Here is a 14,307-nt window from a genome sequence, read left to right as displayed (position 1 = left end):
TCAGATTCTGTCCCAGAGGGCCGGTCAGACAAGCCCTATTGATCATTGTTGATCGAATAGTCACCAACCGGGTGCTCGGATCGGACCCTGATTGGCGTCTGGCCTACGGGTTTGGCGTGGGCGGGACCAGGGTGACGTTCCGCTCCTCGGAGAACCGCCCCCAGGTGCCGTCGGGCAGCCGGGCCCGGAGCTTCAGCGTCCACACCGTGCCGGCCGGTTCGGTGGTGGCGAGGCGGTGCACCACCCGGCCGGCGGGCACGGCCTCGGCGCCGAACTGCAGGACGGTGGTGGCGCGTCCGTTGACGTACAGCTGGTACGCGGTGACCGGTTCGCCGGTCTCCGGGGCGGTCCAGGACAGCTCCACGGTGCCGGGTTCCGCGGCGACCGCGAACTCCGTCGGGGCGGTGCCGCCGGTGTCGGGCGCCCCGGCGGTGGTGAGGGCGGCGGCCGGGCTGTCGGGGGAGGAGTTGTCGGCGGCGTCGCGGGCGCGGACGGTGAAGCGGTAGGCGGTGGCGGGGCGCAGGCCGGTGAGGCGGGTGGTGGTCTCGCGGGCGGGGACGGTGTGGATCCGTACGCCGCCCTGGTAGACGTCGTACGCGGTGACGCCGGTGTCGTCGGTGGCCCGCGGCCAGGAGAGCACGGCCGCGCGGGCGCCCTCGGGGCGGGCGGTGAGGCGGGCCGGGGCGGCCGGGGGCCGGGTGTCCTTCGTGCCGGCGGCGGTGGTGACCCGGGCCGCGGCGGTGAGGGGGGAGAGGTTGCCGGCCGCGTCGGCGGCCCGTACCGCGAAGGCGTAGGTGGTGCCGGGGGCCAGCCCCTCGACGTCCACCATCCGCTTGCCGGCGGGGAGTTCGCGGAGCAGCGCGCCGTCGCGGAACAGCTGGTAGCCGGTGATCCCGTCGGCCGGGGCGGCCGCTTCCCACATCACGTGGGCGGAGGTGGCGCTGCCCGACTCGGCGGTCAGGCCGGCGGGCGCGGGCGGGGGCTCGGTGTCCCGGTCCGGTCCCCCGCAGGCGGTCAGCAGGCAGCAGAGCAACACGGCCGGGGCGGCGGCTCGTCGCACGGCCCCTCCTTCCCCGGGCGGGCGAGAGTCTGGACGCAAAGGTCTAGACATATATGACACAGGGGTCGGGTGCTCCTCAAGGGTGAGGTTTAATAGCCTCTTATTGCGACGAGATCGCAATAACCTTTGATCTTCAGTAGAGCAGGGATGTGCACCGGATGACCGCCCGAACGGCACGGGGACTGGCCGCGACCACGCTGGCCGCCGCACTCATCGCGAGCGCGGCGGCGTGTTCCGCGCCCGGCGGAGGGGGCGCCGCGGCGGGGGACCGGGCGGCCGACTCCGTCGTCGTCGGCATCGCCAACGAACCGGAGACCCTCAGCCCGCTCCTCGGCTACGGCAAGGACGGCAACTCGAAGATCTTCGACGGGCTGCTCGCGCACGACGCGGACATGAGGCTCCGGCCCGCACTGGCTGCCGCCCTGCCCGAGGTGTCCCCGGACGGCCTCACCTACACCTACCGGCTGCGGCAGGGCGTGAAGTTCAGCGACGGCAGGCCCTTCACCGCCAAGGACGTGGTCTTCACCTACCGGACCATCCTCGACCCGAAGACCAACAACCCCTCCCGGAGCGAACTCGACGCCGTGGCCCGGGTCGAGGCCAGGGGCGACACCACCGTCGTCTTCACCCTCAAGTACCCCTACGCGCCGTTCGCCGAGCGGACCGTGCTCCCCATCGCCCCCGAACACGTCGCCGGCCACCAGGACGTCAACACCGGCGGGTTCACCACCAGGCCCGTCGGCACCGGACCGTACGTGCTCACCGCCTGGTCCAAGGGCGAGAAGCTCAGCTTCAAGGCCAACCCCGGCTACTGGGGCGGCGAACCGGCGGTCAAGAAGTTCACCATGGCGGTCGTCAAGGACGACGACGTACGCGCCACCCGCCTCCGCTCCGGCGAACTGGACGGCGCCGTCCTGCCGCCCAACCTCGCCCGCGGCTTCAGGGGCGACGAGGGCCGGACCACGTACGCGGCCAAGTCCTTCGACTACCGCAACGTCACCCTCCCGTCGCACCACGAGGTGACCGGTGACGTCGCGGTCCGCCGGGCCCTGGACGTCGCCGTCGACCGCAAGGCGATGGTCGACCGGATCCTCGAAGGCGCCGGCAAGCCCGCCTACGGCCCGGTCCCGACCGACAGCCCCTGGTTCGCCGCCGGCACCGAGCGCGCCCACGACCCGGCCAGGGCACGGCAGATCCTCGACGCCGCCGGCTGGAAGCCCGGCCCCGACGGCATCCGCACCAGGGACGGCGTCCGCGCCTCCTTCCCGCTCTGGTACCTCTCCGGCGACAAGCTCCGCCAGGAGCACGCCCTCACCTACGCCTCCGACGCCAAGAAGGTCGGCATCGAGGTGAAGACCGAGGCCGGCACCTGGGAGGCCATCGAGCCCCGCATGAAGCAGGAGGCCGTCCTCGCCGGCGGCGGATCACCCGCCGACCCCGACTTCGACCAGTACCTGCTGCTCGGCTCCGCCGCCGCCGGCGAGGGCTTCAACAACATGGCCTGGTACGCCAACCCGGCCGTCGACGAAGCCCTGGAGCAGGGCCGCCGCAGCGGTGACCACGCCGCCCGCAAGGCCGCGTACGACACCGTCCAGCGCGAACTCGTCAAGAACCCGGGCTACACCTTCCTCACCCACATCGACCACCTCTACGTGATGGGCGACTCCTGGGGGAAGCTGACCACCCAGGTCGAACCGCACGACCACGGCCTGGCCTCCGGCCCCTGGTGGAACATCGAGAGCTGGAAGCCCGCGAAGTGACCAGGCGCCTCCCCTGGGGGCCCATGGCACGGATGACGGGGCGGCGGGCACTGTCCGCCGCCCCCGTCCTGCTCGCCGTCACCCTCGGCGTCTTCACCGCCGCCGCGGCCTCCCCCTTCGACCCCGTCAAGGCGTACGCCGGCACCGCCGGCCTCACCGCCTCCCGGGAGAACCTCGACCAGCTGCGCGCCAACCTCGGCGCCGACCAGCCCCTCCTCGCCCGCTGGTGGGACTGGCTGACCTCCGCCCTCACCGGCGACCTCGGCGCCTCCGCCGTGATGCGCCAGCCCGTGGCCGACGTCATCACCGAACGCCTCGGCTGGTCCGCCCTCCTCGCCGCCACCGCCTTCGTCGTCGCGGTGACCCTCGGCACCGGCCTCGGCGTGCTCGCCGCCCGCCGCCCCGGCCGCTTCCTCGACCGCACCGTCTCGGCCGCCGCGTACACCCTCGAAGCCGCCCCCGCCTTCTGGCTGGGCCTGCTCGCCGTGTGGTTCTTCGCGGTCCGGCTCGGGGTGCTCCCGGCCGGCGGGCTCACCGACGCCGGCAGCGACACCGTCACCGCCGGCCAGGTCGCGTCCCACCTCGTGCTGCCCGCGCTGGTCCTGGGCCTCTCCCAGCTGCCGTGGTTCTTCCTCTACGTGCGCCAGGGCGTCGCCGACGCCCTCGCCGAGGACCCCGTACGCGGGGCCCGCGCCCGCGGCCTCGCCGAGCGCACCGTCCTCCTGCGGCACGCCCTGCGCTCCGGGATGCTGCCCGTCCTCACCCTGATCGGCTCCCGGGTGCCGGAGCTGATCACCGGCGCGCTGCTCGTGGAGACCGTGTTCAGCTGGCCCGGCATCGCCGCCGCCACCGTGCAGGCCGCGGTCGCCGTGGACTTCCCGCTGCTGGCCGCGCTCACCGTGCTCGCCACCGCCGCGGTGCTGCTGGGCAACCTGCTCTCCGACCTGCTCTACGGGCTGGCCGACCCGAGGGTGGGCTTCGATGGGTAGCCGCGGCCGCGTCGGCCTCTCCGCCGGCACCGTCGTCCTGGCCGTGCTCGCCGTGCTGCTGGTCCCCCCGCTGGTCCGGCTGGACGAGCAGGCCGTCGACCTCGCCGCGAAGCTCCTGCCGCCGTCCCCGGCCCATCCGTTCGGCACCGACGAGCTGGGGCGCGACCTGCTGCTGCGCTGCGTCTACGGGCTGCGGATCTCGCTGCTGGTCGGGGTGGTCGCGGCCCTGGTCGCCACCCTCGTCGGCACCGCCGTCGGCGCGGCGGCGGGTGCCCTGGGCGGCTGGTTCGACCGGGTCGTGATGCGGGTGGTGGACACCTTCGCCGCCGTCCCGCACCTGCTGCTGGGCATCTTCGTCGTGGCCCTCTTCCGGCCCGGGGTGTGGCCCGTGGTGGTGTCCGTCGCGCTCACCCACTGGCTCTCGACCGCCCGGATCGTCCGTGCCGAGGTGCTCTCGCTGCGGTCCCGCCCCTTCGTCGACGCCGCCGTCTCGGGCGGGGCCTCCCGGCTCCGCGTGGCCCTGCGGCACCTGGTGCCGGGGGTGCTGCCGCAGGCCGGACTGGCCGCCGTGCTGATGGTCCCGCACGCCATGTGGCACGAGTCGGCGCTCTCCTTCCTCGGCCTGGGCCTGCCCGCGCACCAGGCCAGCCTCGGCAACCTCGTGCAGACCGCGCGCGGATCCCTGCTCGCCGGCGACTGGTGGCCCACGCTCTTCCCGGGCCTGTTCCTGATCGTCCCGACCCTGGCCATCGCCTCGCTGGCGGCGGCCTGGCGCACCCGGCTGAACCCGCGGCGCCGCTCGGAGCTCACCCTGTGACCGATCACCTCGCACCGCCGGACGCGACCGAGCGCCCGGACACCCCGCCCGGCACCGTGTCCCCGCCGCCCGTCCTCCGCGTCGAGGGCCTTTCGATCCGCTTCCGGATGCGCGGCGGCGGGGAGGTCGCGGCGGTCTCCGACGCCCGCTTCGCCCTCGCCCCCGGCGAGTGCCTGGCCCTGGTCGGCGAGAGCGGCTGCGGCAAGTCCGTCCTCGCGTCCGCCCTCCTCGGGCTGCTCCCGGGCAACGCCGTGGCGACCGGGTCCGCCCGCCTCGCCAATGGACTGGACCTGCTCGACGCCGACGAGCGCACCCTCGCCCGGACGGTACGCGGCCGCCGCGTCGGACTCGTACCGCAGAGCCCGGCCGCCCACCTCACCCCGGTACGCACCGTCCGCTCCCAGCTCCGCGAGACCGTCCGGGCCCTCACCCGCACCCCCCGGGCCGCCCTGGCCGGGGCCACCGAGGCGGCGGCCGCCCGCGCCGCCTTCCCCGCGAGCCACCTCGACCGGCACCCCCACGAACTCTCCGGCGGCCTCGCCCAGCGCGCCGCCACCGCCCTCGCCCTCGTCGGCGACGCCCCCCTCCTGCTGGCCGACGAGCCCACCACCGGCCTCGACCGCGAACTGGTCGAGCGCACCGTCGACGAGCTGCGCGCCCACACCCGGCAGGCGGACCGTGCCCTGCTGATGATCACCCACGACCTCGCGGCCGCCCGGCGCATCGCCGACACCGTCGCCGTCATGTACGCGGGCCGGATCGTCGAACTCGCCCCGGCCGAGGCCTTCTTCGGCACCCCCGGCCCCCGCCACCCGTACGCCCGCGGCCTGCTGGAGGCCCTCCCCGAGCGCTCCTTCACCCCCATCCCGGGCACCCCGCCCGAACTGGGCGCCCTGCCGCCCGGCTGCGCCTTCGCCGCACGCTGCCCGGCCGTGGGCCCGGCCTGCGCCGAACGCCCGGCCTTCACCGGGGGCCTGGCCTGCCACCACCCCCTCACCCCCGCCCCGCCCACCACCACCGCGCCCGAGGCAGACCGTGCTTGAGCTGAGGAACATCACCGCCGGTTACGCGCGCCACGCCCCCGTGGTGCGGGACGTCAGCCTCACCCTCGCCCCCGGCGAAGCCCTGGGACTGCGCGGCCCCAGCGGCTGCGGCAAGTCCACCCTCGCCCGCGTCGCAGCTCTGCTGCACCGCCCCGACCGCGGCACGCTCGTGCTGGACGGCACCCCCGTCACCGCCTGGCGCCACCGGGCGCCCCGCGAGCAGCGCACCGCCGTCGGCGTGGTCTTCCAGCAGCCCAGGCTCGCCGCCGACCCCCGCCTCCGGCTGCGCGACCTGATCGCAGAACCGCTGCGCGCCACCGGGCGCCGCTCCGAAGTGGCGCAAGCCGTGGACCGGTTGAGCCGCCGCGTCGGTCTGGGCGCCGACCTGCTGGCCCGCCGCCCGCACGAGGTCAGCGACGGCCAGCTGCAACGGGCCTGCCTCGCCCGGGCCCTGGTGCTCCGCCCGCGCTGGCTGGTCTGCGACGAGATGACCGCCATGCTCGACGCGTCCACCACGGCCGCGCTGGTCGGCGTCGTCGAGGAGTACCGGGCCGAGACCGGCGCCGGACTGCTCGCCGTCGGGCACGACGGGGTGCTGCTGGAGCGCTGGTGCGACCGGACGGCCGACTGGACCGGCCTCACCGGAACGGCTGTCCAGCCCGGCTGACGTAACGTCACGGACGGTCAACCACCCGTGCGGCGGACACGTCGGTCACCCGTCAGGCCGTCCGGCTGCGCCACCATGGCGCCCGAATGCCGCAGCCGGACCGGCCGTGCGGCGTAGGAGGTTGTGATGGCCGTTTCCATCTCCGTCGTACTGCTGCTCCTCATCCTCGCGGTGATCTTCCTGCGCAGCGGCGGGCTCAAGTTCTCGCACGCGCTGGTCTGCCTGCTCCTGGGGTTCTACCTGGCGAGCAGCAGCATCGCGCCCACGATCCACGACGGCCTCACGGCCACCGCCGGCGTCGTGGGCAGCCTCCGTCCCTGACCGGACGCGGACGCCCAACACCGGTGTCCGGACGCCTTGTTGACGCACTGTTGATCAACTGTTGCGCGTCCGTGAATCATCCGGCACCCCTATGGATTCCTCAGGCAACGAGTTCTAGCGTCGGGCGGCGGCGCGATCCCGTACGCACACGAGGAGGAAACGACCGGATGTTCCGAAGAGCGCTGAACTGTGCCGTGGTCCCGGCCCTGATGCTGGCCGCGGCCGGGTCCGGGCTTCACCCGGCCCAGGCCGAGGAGATACCCAAGGCCCCCGGCCACCGCCTGGTCAGCCAGTACGACGGTGCACCCGCGACGGCCGCCCCGCTGCCCGGGGAAGCCCCGCCGCAGCACCCCCACCTGGCCCCCAACGGGCGCAGCGGCATGCACGCCGACGCCGCCGGCAGCGCCACCTACCCGTGGTCCGGGCCCCTCGGCAGGAACCCGGAGGTGCGCAGCGAGAAGATCGCTGCGCTCGGCGGCGAGTGCGCCACCGCCACCTTCGACTCGGGCGGCCGCCTGGTCACCGTCTGCGGCACGTTCGCCGGCTTCAAGGTGAAGCTGCTGGACCCGGGGACCCTCGCCACGCTGGCCGAGTACCAGCTGCCGCAGCGGTCCTCCACCGTCGAGGCCATCACCAGCCTCGACTTCTCCAAGATCTTCAAGGACACCTCGGGAGGCGCCTACTTCTACCTGGACGACCAGGACCGGGCCGTCCTCGCCGACTCCCGCCAGCACATCCTGCGCCTCGGCCACTCCCGGAACCCCGACGGCAGCTGGCGGTTCACCGTCGAGGACGACTGGGACCTCACCCAGGTCGTCCCGCACGACTGCGTCGGCTGGACCAACCTGTGGCCCAGCGGCACCTGTGACCCCGTCACCTCCGTCATGCCCGACTGGGACGGCCGCATCTGGTGGGTCACCCGCCAGGGCCGGGTCGGCACCGTCGACCCCGGCACCTCCGTCATCCGCTCCGTCCGGCTGGCCGGCGAAGAGATCCAGAACTCCTTCTCGGTGGGCCGGGACGGCGTCTCGATCGTCACCGACCACGCCCTCTACAGCTTCACCACCACCCCCGACGGCACCCCCGAGGTGCAGTGGCGCGAGACCTACGACCGCGGCACCGGGACCAAGCCCGGCTCCGTCAACCAGGGTTCGGGCACCACGCCGGACCTCTTCGGCGACGGCTACGTCGCCATCACCGACAACGCCGACGACCGGATGAACGTCCTGGTCTACCGGCGCGCCGTGGACGTCCCGGCCGGCGAGCGCCTGGTCTGCAAGGTGCCGGTGTTCGGCCCCGGCGCCTCCACCACGGACAACTCCCTGATCAGCTGGGGCAACAGCCTCGTCGTCGAGAACAACTACGGCTACGAGAACCCCACCAGCCTGCTCCTCGGCAAGAGCGTCGTCGGCGGCGCCACCCGCATCGACGTCCGTCCCGACGGCAGCGGCTGCGACACCGTCTGGCAGAGCGCGGTCCGCTCCCCGTCCACCGTGCCGAAGCTCTCCACCGCCAACGGGCTGCTCTACTTCTACGAGAAGGAGCCCAACTTCTGGGGCATCGACGCCTGGTACCTGACCGCCGTCGACTTCCGGACCGGTGAGCGCCGCTGGCGGCGCCTGACCGGCACCGGCCCCGCCTACGACAACAACTGGGCCCCGATCACCCTGGGCCCCGACGGCACCGCCTACGTGGGCGTCTTCAACGGCATCCTCGCCGTGCGCGACACCTCCTGACCCCCCGGCCACCGCTGGGGGGTGCCCCGGCCGCACGCCCGCCTCACACCGTGATCACCACTTTGGCGCGGGCGTGCTCCACCTCCAGGTACCTGATCGCCTCGGCCGCCTCGGCCAGCGCGTACGTCCGGTCGATCGCCGGCACCACCCGGCCCGACCCGGCCAGCTCGGCCAGCACCGCGAGGTTCTCCCCGCTCGGCCGCTCCGTCAGCGCCGCCACCCGCTGGCGGAGCAGCGGAGCGGCCGCCCGGGCCTTGAGGATCAGGCCCATGGGCCCGAACAGGCTGCCGCCCTCGAACACCCCGCCGCCGGACAGCACCAGGATCCCGTCCGGCGCGAGCACCCGGCGCTGCTCGGCCAGCGAGCGGTTGCCCACCAGGTCCAGCACCACGTCGTACCGCCGGCCGGACCGCGTGAAGTCCTCCTGCGTGTAGTCGACCACGTGGTCCGCGCCCAGGGAGCGCACCAGCGGAACGTTCCGCGTGCTGCACACCCCGGTCACCTCCGCCCCCAGCGCCTTGGCGATCTGTACCGCGAACGTCCCCACACCCCCCGAGGCGCCGTTCACCAGCACCGTCGAGCCCTCCCGCACGCCGCCCACGTCCCGCAGCCCCATCAGCGCCGTGTTCCCCGCCAGCGGCAGCGCCGCCGCCTGCTCGAAACCCAGGTCCGCGGGTTTGGCGTGGACCAGCCGCTCCGGCGCGCACGCGAACTCCGCGAACGCCCCGTCCGCGTCCCCGAGGTCGCCGAACACCTCGTCACCGGGCCGGAACCGGCTCACCCCCGGGCCCACCGCCTCCACCCGGCCGGCGAAGTCCCGCCCCCGCACGCGCGCCCGCGGCCCGCCCAGCCCGAACGCCAGCCGCGCCACATAGGGGTCGCCCCGCACGATGTGCCAGTCCCGGGCGTTGACCGCAGCCGCGTGCACCCTCACCAGCACCTCGCCCGGCCCCGGTGCGGGCCGCTCCACCTCGCGCAGCTCCAGCACGTCCGGCGCACCGTACCGCTCCTGGACCACGGCCTTCATCGCATCCTCCGCCCCCACCGGCGGCCCGCACCGCAGCGGACCGCACTCCGACGGCCCGGCATGGAGCGGGCCCGTTCACGACGTTAGGCGGGCACCGCCCCCGCCGGCATCGGGGAAGATCCCTGGCATTCCTCGGGGTCGATCCCCGAGAGGACCCCGGGGGGGCGCTCACCACGCCAGCCCCTCGAAGGCGTCCAGGTCCGGTTCCGGGCCCGCCGCGCCGTCACCCTGCGCCGCCCCGGTGAGCGGCAGCTCCGCCCAGATCACCTTGCCGCGCTGCGTGTAGCGCGTACCCCAGCGCTCCGCGAACTGCGCGACCAGGAACAGTCCGCGCCCGCCCTCGTCCGTCGTGGCCGCGTACCGCAGGTGCGGGGAGGTACTGCTGCTGTCCGACACCTCGCACACCAGCGAGCGGTCCCGCAGCAGCCGCACCCTGATCGGCTCGCCGCCGTACCGGATGGCGTTGGTGACCAGCTCGCTCAGGATCAGCTCGGTGGTGAACGCGATCTCCTCCAGGCCCCACTCGGCCAGCTGCCGCGCACCCGCGTTCCGCACCGTGCCCACGGCCGCCGGGTCGGACGGCACCGCCCACTCCGCGACCTGCTCCGCCTCCAGCCGCCGGGTCCGCGCCACCAGCAGGGCGATGTCGTCCGTCGGCTCCTGCGGCAGCAGCGAGTGCAGCACGTCCGCACAGGTCTGCTCGGGGGAGCGGCCGGGATGGGCCAGCGAGGCGCGCAGCAGGGCGAGCCCGCTTTCCAGGTCCCGCTCGCGGTCCTCCAGCAGCCCGTCCGTGAACAGCACCAGGCTGCTCGCCTCGGGCAGCGTCACCGCGGCCGACTCGTACGGCATGCCGCCCAGCCCCAGGGGCAGCCCCGGCGGCACCTCCGGGAAGTCCACCGCGCCGTCCGGGGCGACCACCGCGGGGCCCGGGTGCCCGGCGCGGGCCATCACGCAGTGCCCGGTCGACGGGTCGTAGACCGCGTACAGGCAGGTCGCGCCCGTGATGCTGACGCCGTCCCGGGTCTCGTCCTGGTCGATCCTGGCGACCAGCTCGTCGAGGTGCCCCAGCAGCTCGTCGGGCGGCAGGTCCAGGGTGGAGAAATTGTGCACGGCCGTCCGCAGCCGGCCCATGGTGGCCGCCGCGTGCAGCCCGTGCCCCACCACGTCGCCCACGACCAGCGCCACCCGCGCCCCGGGCAGCGGGATCACGTCGAACCAGTCGCCGCCCACCCCGGACTGGGCCGGCAGGTAGCGGTAGGCCACGTCCACGGCGTTCTGCTCGGGCAGCACCCGCGGCAACAGGCTGCGCTGGAGCGTCACGGCCATCGTGTGCTCCCGCGTGTAGCGGCGGGCGTTGTCGATCGACACCGCGGCCCGCGCGGCCAGCTCCTCCGCGAAGGACAGGTCCTCCGGGCCGAACGGCTCCGACGCGTCCGTCCGCCAGAAGTTCACCAGCCCCAGCACCACGCCCCGGGCCTGGAGCGGGGCCGCGATCAGCGAGGTGATGCCGTACTCCAGCGCGTCCTGCGCGCCCTTCGGGTCGTGCTCGCGCCAGCCGTGCGCCGCCCTGAGGTCCGCCTCCAGCACCGCGTGCCCGCCGTCCAGGGCCTGGGCCATCGGGGTCCGCGGCGAGACGAACCTGATCAGGTCGCCCACGGGCTGCAGCGGCTGGTCCGAGCGGACGCCGTGCAGCGCGGTGCGGCGCATCTCGCTGTACGAGCCCGAGGGCTCGTCCCCGTTCAGCACCGGGTCCAGCAGCTCGACCGTGACGAACTCCGCGAACCGCGGCACCGCCACCTCGGACAGCTCCTCGGAAGTCCGCACCACGTCCAGCGTGGTCCCGATCCCCACGCCCGCCTCGTACAGCAGCTGGAGCCGCCCGCCGGCCACCTCGGCCCGCCCGGTGAGCGCCGCCAGCTCCGTGGTGTCGCGCAGGGTCATCACCGAGCCCGAGTCCCGGCCCTGTGTCGTGGTGGGCCGCACGTTCACGGCCAGCAGCCGGTCCCCGGCCAGGTGCACCTCGTCCGTGGCCGCCCGCCCCGACTCCAGCAGCTCCACCGTGCCGGGGGCCAGCCCCAGCTCGCCCACGTGCTTCTGCTCGGCGTCCGGCGGCAGGTCCAGCAGCCGCCGCGCCTCGTCGTTGGCCAGCAGCAGCCGCCGGTCCGCCCCGATGATCAGCACGCCCTCGCGCACGGCGTGCAGCACCGCCTCGTGGTGCTCGCTCATCCGGGCCATCTCGACGGGCCCCAGGCCCCGGGTCTGCCGCAGCAGCCGCCGGCTGACCAGCGCGGCGCCCGCGGTGGCCAGGACCAGCGCGCCCGCGGCGGCGCCCAGCAGCAGCGGCAGCTGGCCCTCCACCACCTCCGCCACGTTCCGCACCTCTATGCCCGTGCCGACCAGCCCGACCACCACCCCCTGCACGTTCCGCACCGGCACGACCGCCCGCACCGCGTCGCTGGGCTCTCCCGTGAAGACCTCGGTGAAGGACTCCCCGGCCGCCGCGCGGGCGACGTCGGCGGCGCGCTGCCCGATCAGCTCGGGTCTGGAATCGGTGTAGCGGATCCCGTCGACGCTCATGACGGCGACGAAGTCCACGCCGGAGGCGCGGCGCACGGCTTCCGCGCGCGGCTGGAGCAGGGCGGTCGGATCGGGGGCGCGCAGGGCGGCGGCCACCCCGGGCGCGTTGGCGAAGGCCTCGGCCACCGCGAGCGTGCGGTTGCGGGCGTCGCGCTGGCTGTCGTACCTGGCCTGGAGGACGAGCGCCAGCGCGCCGACGGTGACCAGCAGCACCACGATCAGCGCCTGGAGGGCGAAGACCTGTCCGGCGACGCTGCGCGGCTTGGGCCCGGGCGTCACGGCAGGCTCCGGGCGATCAGCAGGGCCACGTCGTCGAGGTCGTCCGCCTGCCGCAGCGAGTCGAGGAGCAGGTCGCAGGTCTCTTCCAGCGGCCGGTCCTGCGCGCCGTCCAGCAGGGCGACGAGGGCGTCCATCCGCTCGTCGATCGCGTCGTGGCGGGTCTCCACCAGCCCGTCCGTGTACAGCACCAGCAGGTCGCCGGGGGAGAAGGGGACGGTGACGGTCTCGAAGGGCACGCCGCCGACACCGAGGGGCGCGCCGCTGGGCACGGCCACCAGCCGGGCCGGTCCGTCGGCGGGGACCAGGGCGGGCGGCAGGTGCCCGGCGTTGGCGATGCGGCACGTGGCGGCGCGCGGGTCGTGTACGGCGTACAGGCAGGTGGCGATGTAGTGCTCCAGGCCGGTGGTGATCCGGTCGAGGTGGTGCAGGACCTGGGAGGGTTCGAGATCGAGGTCGGCGAAGGCGCAGGTGGCGGTGCGCAGCCGGCCCATGGTGGCGGCCGCGTCGATGCCGCTGCCCATGACGTCGCCGACCACCAGGGCGGTCTTGTCGTCGGCCAGCTGGATCACGTCGTACCAGTCGCCGCCCACCTCGCTGGACGCGTACGCGGGACGGTAGCGGGAGGCGATCTCCAGGCCGGCCGGGGGCGGCGGGCTGCCGGGCAGCAGGCTGCGCTGGAGGGTGACGGCGGAGTTGCGCACGCTCTGGTACCAGCGGGCGTTGTCGATGCTGACGGCGGCCCGCGAGGCCAGCTCGGAGGCCAGCACCACGTCGTCCTCGTCGAAGGGCAGCGGGTTGCGGGCCCGGATCAGGCCCAGCGTGCCCAGCACCTCGCCGCGCGCGATCAGCGGCACCGCCAGGTACGAGTGCACGCCCGCCCGCGCCAGCAGCTCGGCGGCCTCCGCGTTGCGGGCGATCCTGGCGAGGTCCTCGGGTCCGGCCCGCGGCACGAGGACCGGCCGGGCGGTGTGCACGCAGCGGGTGACGATGCGGTCGGCGCCGTACATGGCGAGGTCACCCGTCCGGTCGGGAGCGCGGAGCGCCTCCGTGGGGTAGGCGGCCTTCACCGCGAGGGCCCGGAACAGCTCCGGTCCGCTGTCCGCGGTGCCCAGGCGGCGCAGGGAGAGCACGGAGTCCAGCACGTCCACGGTCGTGATGTCGGCCAGCTCGGGGACCGTGACCTCCGCCAGCTCGTCGGCGGTGCGGCGCACCTCCAGGGTCGTCCCCACCTTGGCCGACGCGTCCGCGATCAGGGCGAGCCGGCGGCGGGCCCGGTCGGCCTCCCGGGAGGCCCGGTGGCGTTCGGTGACGTCGACCACCGAGATGGCGACGCCGAGGACCCGGCCCTGCGCACCCTCCAGCCGGTAGAACGAGACCGACCAGGCGTGCTCGGTGCCGGGGTCGCCCGGGAGGGTGCCCACGGCCTCCTGGTCGAGCAGCGGCGTGCCCGTCTCCAGCACCTCGCGCAGCGCCCGCTCGATCCGGTCGATGTCGAGGAAGGGCAGCGTGTCGCGGACCCGGCGGCCGACGTGCTGGGCGGCGGGGATGCCGTTGATGCGTTCCAGCGCCGGGTTGACGAGCACGTACCGCAGGTCGGTGTCCATGAGGGCCAGGCCGATCGGGGACTGGGAGACGAGCCGGTCGGAAAGGGCGAGGTCGGTCTCGACGCGCTGGACGGTGGCGTGGTCGGCGGCGATGCCGAGCGCGTACACGTCGCCCATCCCGTCGGTGAGCCGCATGTTGCGGAACTCCACCAGGCGGGTGCTGCCGTCCTTGTGCCGGATGGGGAAGGCGCCGGCCCAGCTGTCGCCGCTGCTGATGACCTCGGCGAAGAGCCGGACGACCAGGTCCAGGTGGCGTTCGTGGACGAGCACCTGGGCCGCGTACCGGCCGAGCGCCTCCGCGGCGGTGTAGCCGAAGAGCTCGTCCGCCTGCGGACTCCAGAACACGATGCGGCCGTCGGCGTCGAGCACCACCGCCGCCACACCGAGTACGTCGAGCAGCCCCATGGGCTCCGATTCGGCTGTCACC

Annotated in this window: 11 protein-coding genes; 7 read left to right on the top strand and 4 right to left on the bottom strand. The window is 74.3% G+C overall.

Annotated elements, in window-relative coordinates; all coding sequences use genetic code 11:
- Positions 1 to 103: 103 nt before the first annotated feature.
- Complete coding sequence (locus ACIQUQ_RS16565) at positions 104 to 1,060, bottom strand: fibronectin type III domain-containing protein (RefSeq protein WP_403976191.1); 957 nt, start codon at positions 1,058 to 1,060, stop codon at positions 104 to 106.
- A gap of 158 nt (positions 1,061 to 1,218) precedes the next feature.
- On the opposite strand from ACIQUQ_RS16565, the gene ACIQUQ_RS16560 reads away from it, so the two are divergent.
- From ACIQUQ_RS16560 to ACIQUQ_RS16530, 7 genes are all read left to right on the top strand, one after another.
- Positions 1,219 to 2,820: an ABC transporter substrate-binding protein gene (locus ACIQUQ_RS16560; protein ID WP_403976186.1), complete on the top strand. Its 1,602-nt coding sequence runs from the start codon at positions 1,219 to 1,221 to the stop codon at positions 2,818 to 2,820.
- A gap of 23 nt (positions 2,821 to 2,843) precedes the next feature.
- Complete coding sequence (locus tag ACIQUQ_RS16555) at positions 2,844 to 3,809, top strand: ABC transporter permease (protein WP_403976184.1); 966 nt, start codon at positions 2,844 to 2,846, stop codon at positions 3,807 to 3,809.
- Positions 3,802 to 4,626 (top strand): ABC transporter permease, encoded by an 825-nt coding sequence (locus ACIQUQ_RS16550; RefSeq protein WP_403976182.1) that lies wholly within the window; start codon positions 3,802 to 3,804, stop codon positions 4,624 to 4,626. Before ACIQUQ_RS16555 ends, ACIQUQ_RS16550 begins: the two co-directional genes overlap by 8 nt.
- A gap of 107 nt (positions 4,627 to 4,733) precedes the next feature.
- Positions 4,734 to 5,669 (top strand): ABC transporter ATP-binding protein, encoded by a 936-nt coding sequence (locus tag ACIQUQ_RS16545; protein ID WP_403976299.1) that lies wholly within the window; start codon positions 4,734 to 4,736, stop codon positions 5,667 to 5,669.
- On the top strand, positions 5,662 to 6,336 hold the full coding sequence (locus ACIQUQ_RS16540) for an ABC transporter ATP-binding protein (protein WP_403976180.1): 675 nt from the start codon (positions 5,662 to 5,664) through the stop codon (positions 6,334 to 6,336). Before ACIQUQ_RS16545 ends, ACIQUQ_RS16540 begins: the two co-directional genes overlap by 8 nt.
- A gap of 126 nt (positions 6,337 to 6,462) precedes the next feature.
- Complete coding sequence (locus tag ACIQUQ_RS16535) at positions 6,463 to 6,657, top strand: hypothetical protein (protein WP_403666634.1); 195 nt, start codon at positions 6,463 to 6,465, stop codon at positions 6,655 to 6,657.
- Between the two features lie 167 nt (positions 6,658 to 6,824).
- Positions 6,825 to 8,393 carry a hypothetical protein gene (locus ACIQUQ_RS16530; protein WP_403976178.1) on the top strand — a complete coding sequence of 523 codons (1,569 nt, stop codon included), beginning with the start codon at positions 6,825 to 6,827 and terminating at the stop codon, positions 8,391 to 8,393.
- Between the two features lie 43 nt (positions 8,394 to 8,436).
- Here ACIQUQ_RS16530 and ACIQUQ_RS16525 read toward each other — a convergent pair whose 3' ends face one another.
- From ACIQUQ_RS16525 to ACIQUQ_RS16515, 3 genes are all read right to left on the bottom strand, one after another.
- Complete coding sequence (locus tag ACIQUQ_RS16525) at positions 8,437 to 9,420, bottom strand: NAD(P)-dependent alcohol dehydrogenase (RefSeq protein WP_403976175.1); 984 nt, start codon at positions 9,418 to 9,420, stop codon at positions 8,437 to 8,439.
- 168 nt (positions 9,421 to 9,588) lie between these two features.
- Positions 9,589 to 12,276 (bottom strand): SpoIIE family protein phosphatase, encoded by a 2,688-nt coding sequence (locus tag ACIQUQ_RS16520; protein WP_403976172.1) that lies wholly within the window; start codon positions 12,274 to 12,276, stop codon positions 9,589 to 9,591.
- Positions 12,273 to 14,285, bottom strand: coding sequence for a SpoIIE family protein phosphatase (locus ACIQUQ_RS16515; RefSeq protein ID WP_403976296.1), 2,013 nt, complete (start codon positions 14,283 to 14,285; stop codon positions 12,273 to 12,275). Before ACIQUQ_RS16515 ends, ACIQUQ_RS16520 begins: the two co-directional genes overlap by 4 nt.
- Between the last annotated feature and the right edge of the window lie 22 nt (positions 14,286 to 14,307).

The organism is Streptomyces sp. NPDC101118 (assembly GCF_044759445.1).
Classification (GTDB): Bacteria; Actinomycetota; Actinomycetes; order Streptomycetales; family Streptomycetaceae; genus Streptomyces.
Note: the sequence above shows the minus strand (reverse complement) of the source record. Positions and strands in the feature narration are given on the sequence as shown.

What these genes read in the sequence shown, in the direction of transcription:
- ACIQUQ_RS16560 (WP_403976186.1), top strand. Translation starts at nt 1,219, where the DNA reads ATGACCGCCCGAACGGCACGGGGACTGGCCGCGACCACGCTGGCCGCC.
- ACIQUQ_RS16525 (WP_403976175.1), bottom strand. Translation starts at nt 9,420, where the DNA reads ATGAAGGCCGTGGTCCAGGAGCGGTACGGTGCGCCGGACGTGCTGGAG.
- ACIQUQ_RS16555 (WP_403976184.1), top strand. Translation starts at nt 2,844, where the DNA reads ATGGCACGGATGACGGGGCGGCGGGCACTGTCCGCCGCCCCCGTCCTG.
- ACIQUQ_RS16515 (WP_403976296.1), bottom strand. Translation starts at nt 14,285, where the DNA reads ATGGGGCTGCTCGACGTACTCGGTGTGGCGGCGGTGGTGCTCGACGCC.
- ACIQUQ_RS16545 (WP_403976299.1), top strand. Translation starts at nt 4,734, where the DNA reads ATGCGCGGCGGCGGGGAGGTCGCGGCGGTCTCCGACGCCCGCTTCGCC.
- ACIQUQ_RS16535 (WP_403666634.1), top strand. Translation starts at nt 6,463, where the DNA reads ATGGCCGTTTCCATCTCCGTCGTACTGCTGCTCCTCATCCTCGCGGTG.
- ACIQUQ_RS16530 (WP_403976178.1), top strand. Translation starts at nt 6,825, where the DNA reads ATGTTCCGAAGAGCGCTGAACTGTGCCGTGGTCCCGGCCCTGATGCTG.
- ACIQUQ_RS16550 (WP_403976182.1), top strand. Translation starts at nt 3,802, where the DNA reads ATGGGTAGCCGCGGCCGCGTCGGCCTCTCCGCCGGCACCGTCGTCCTG.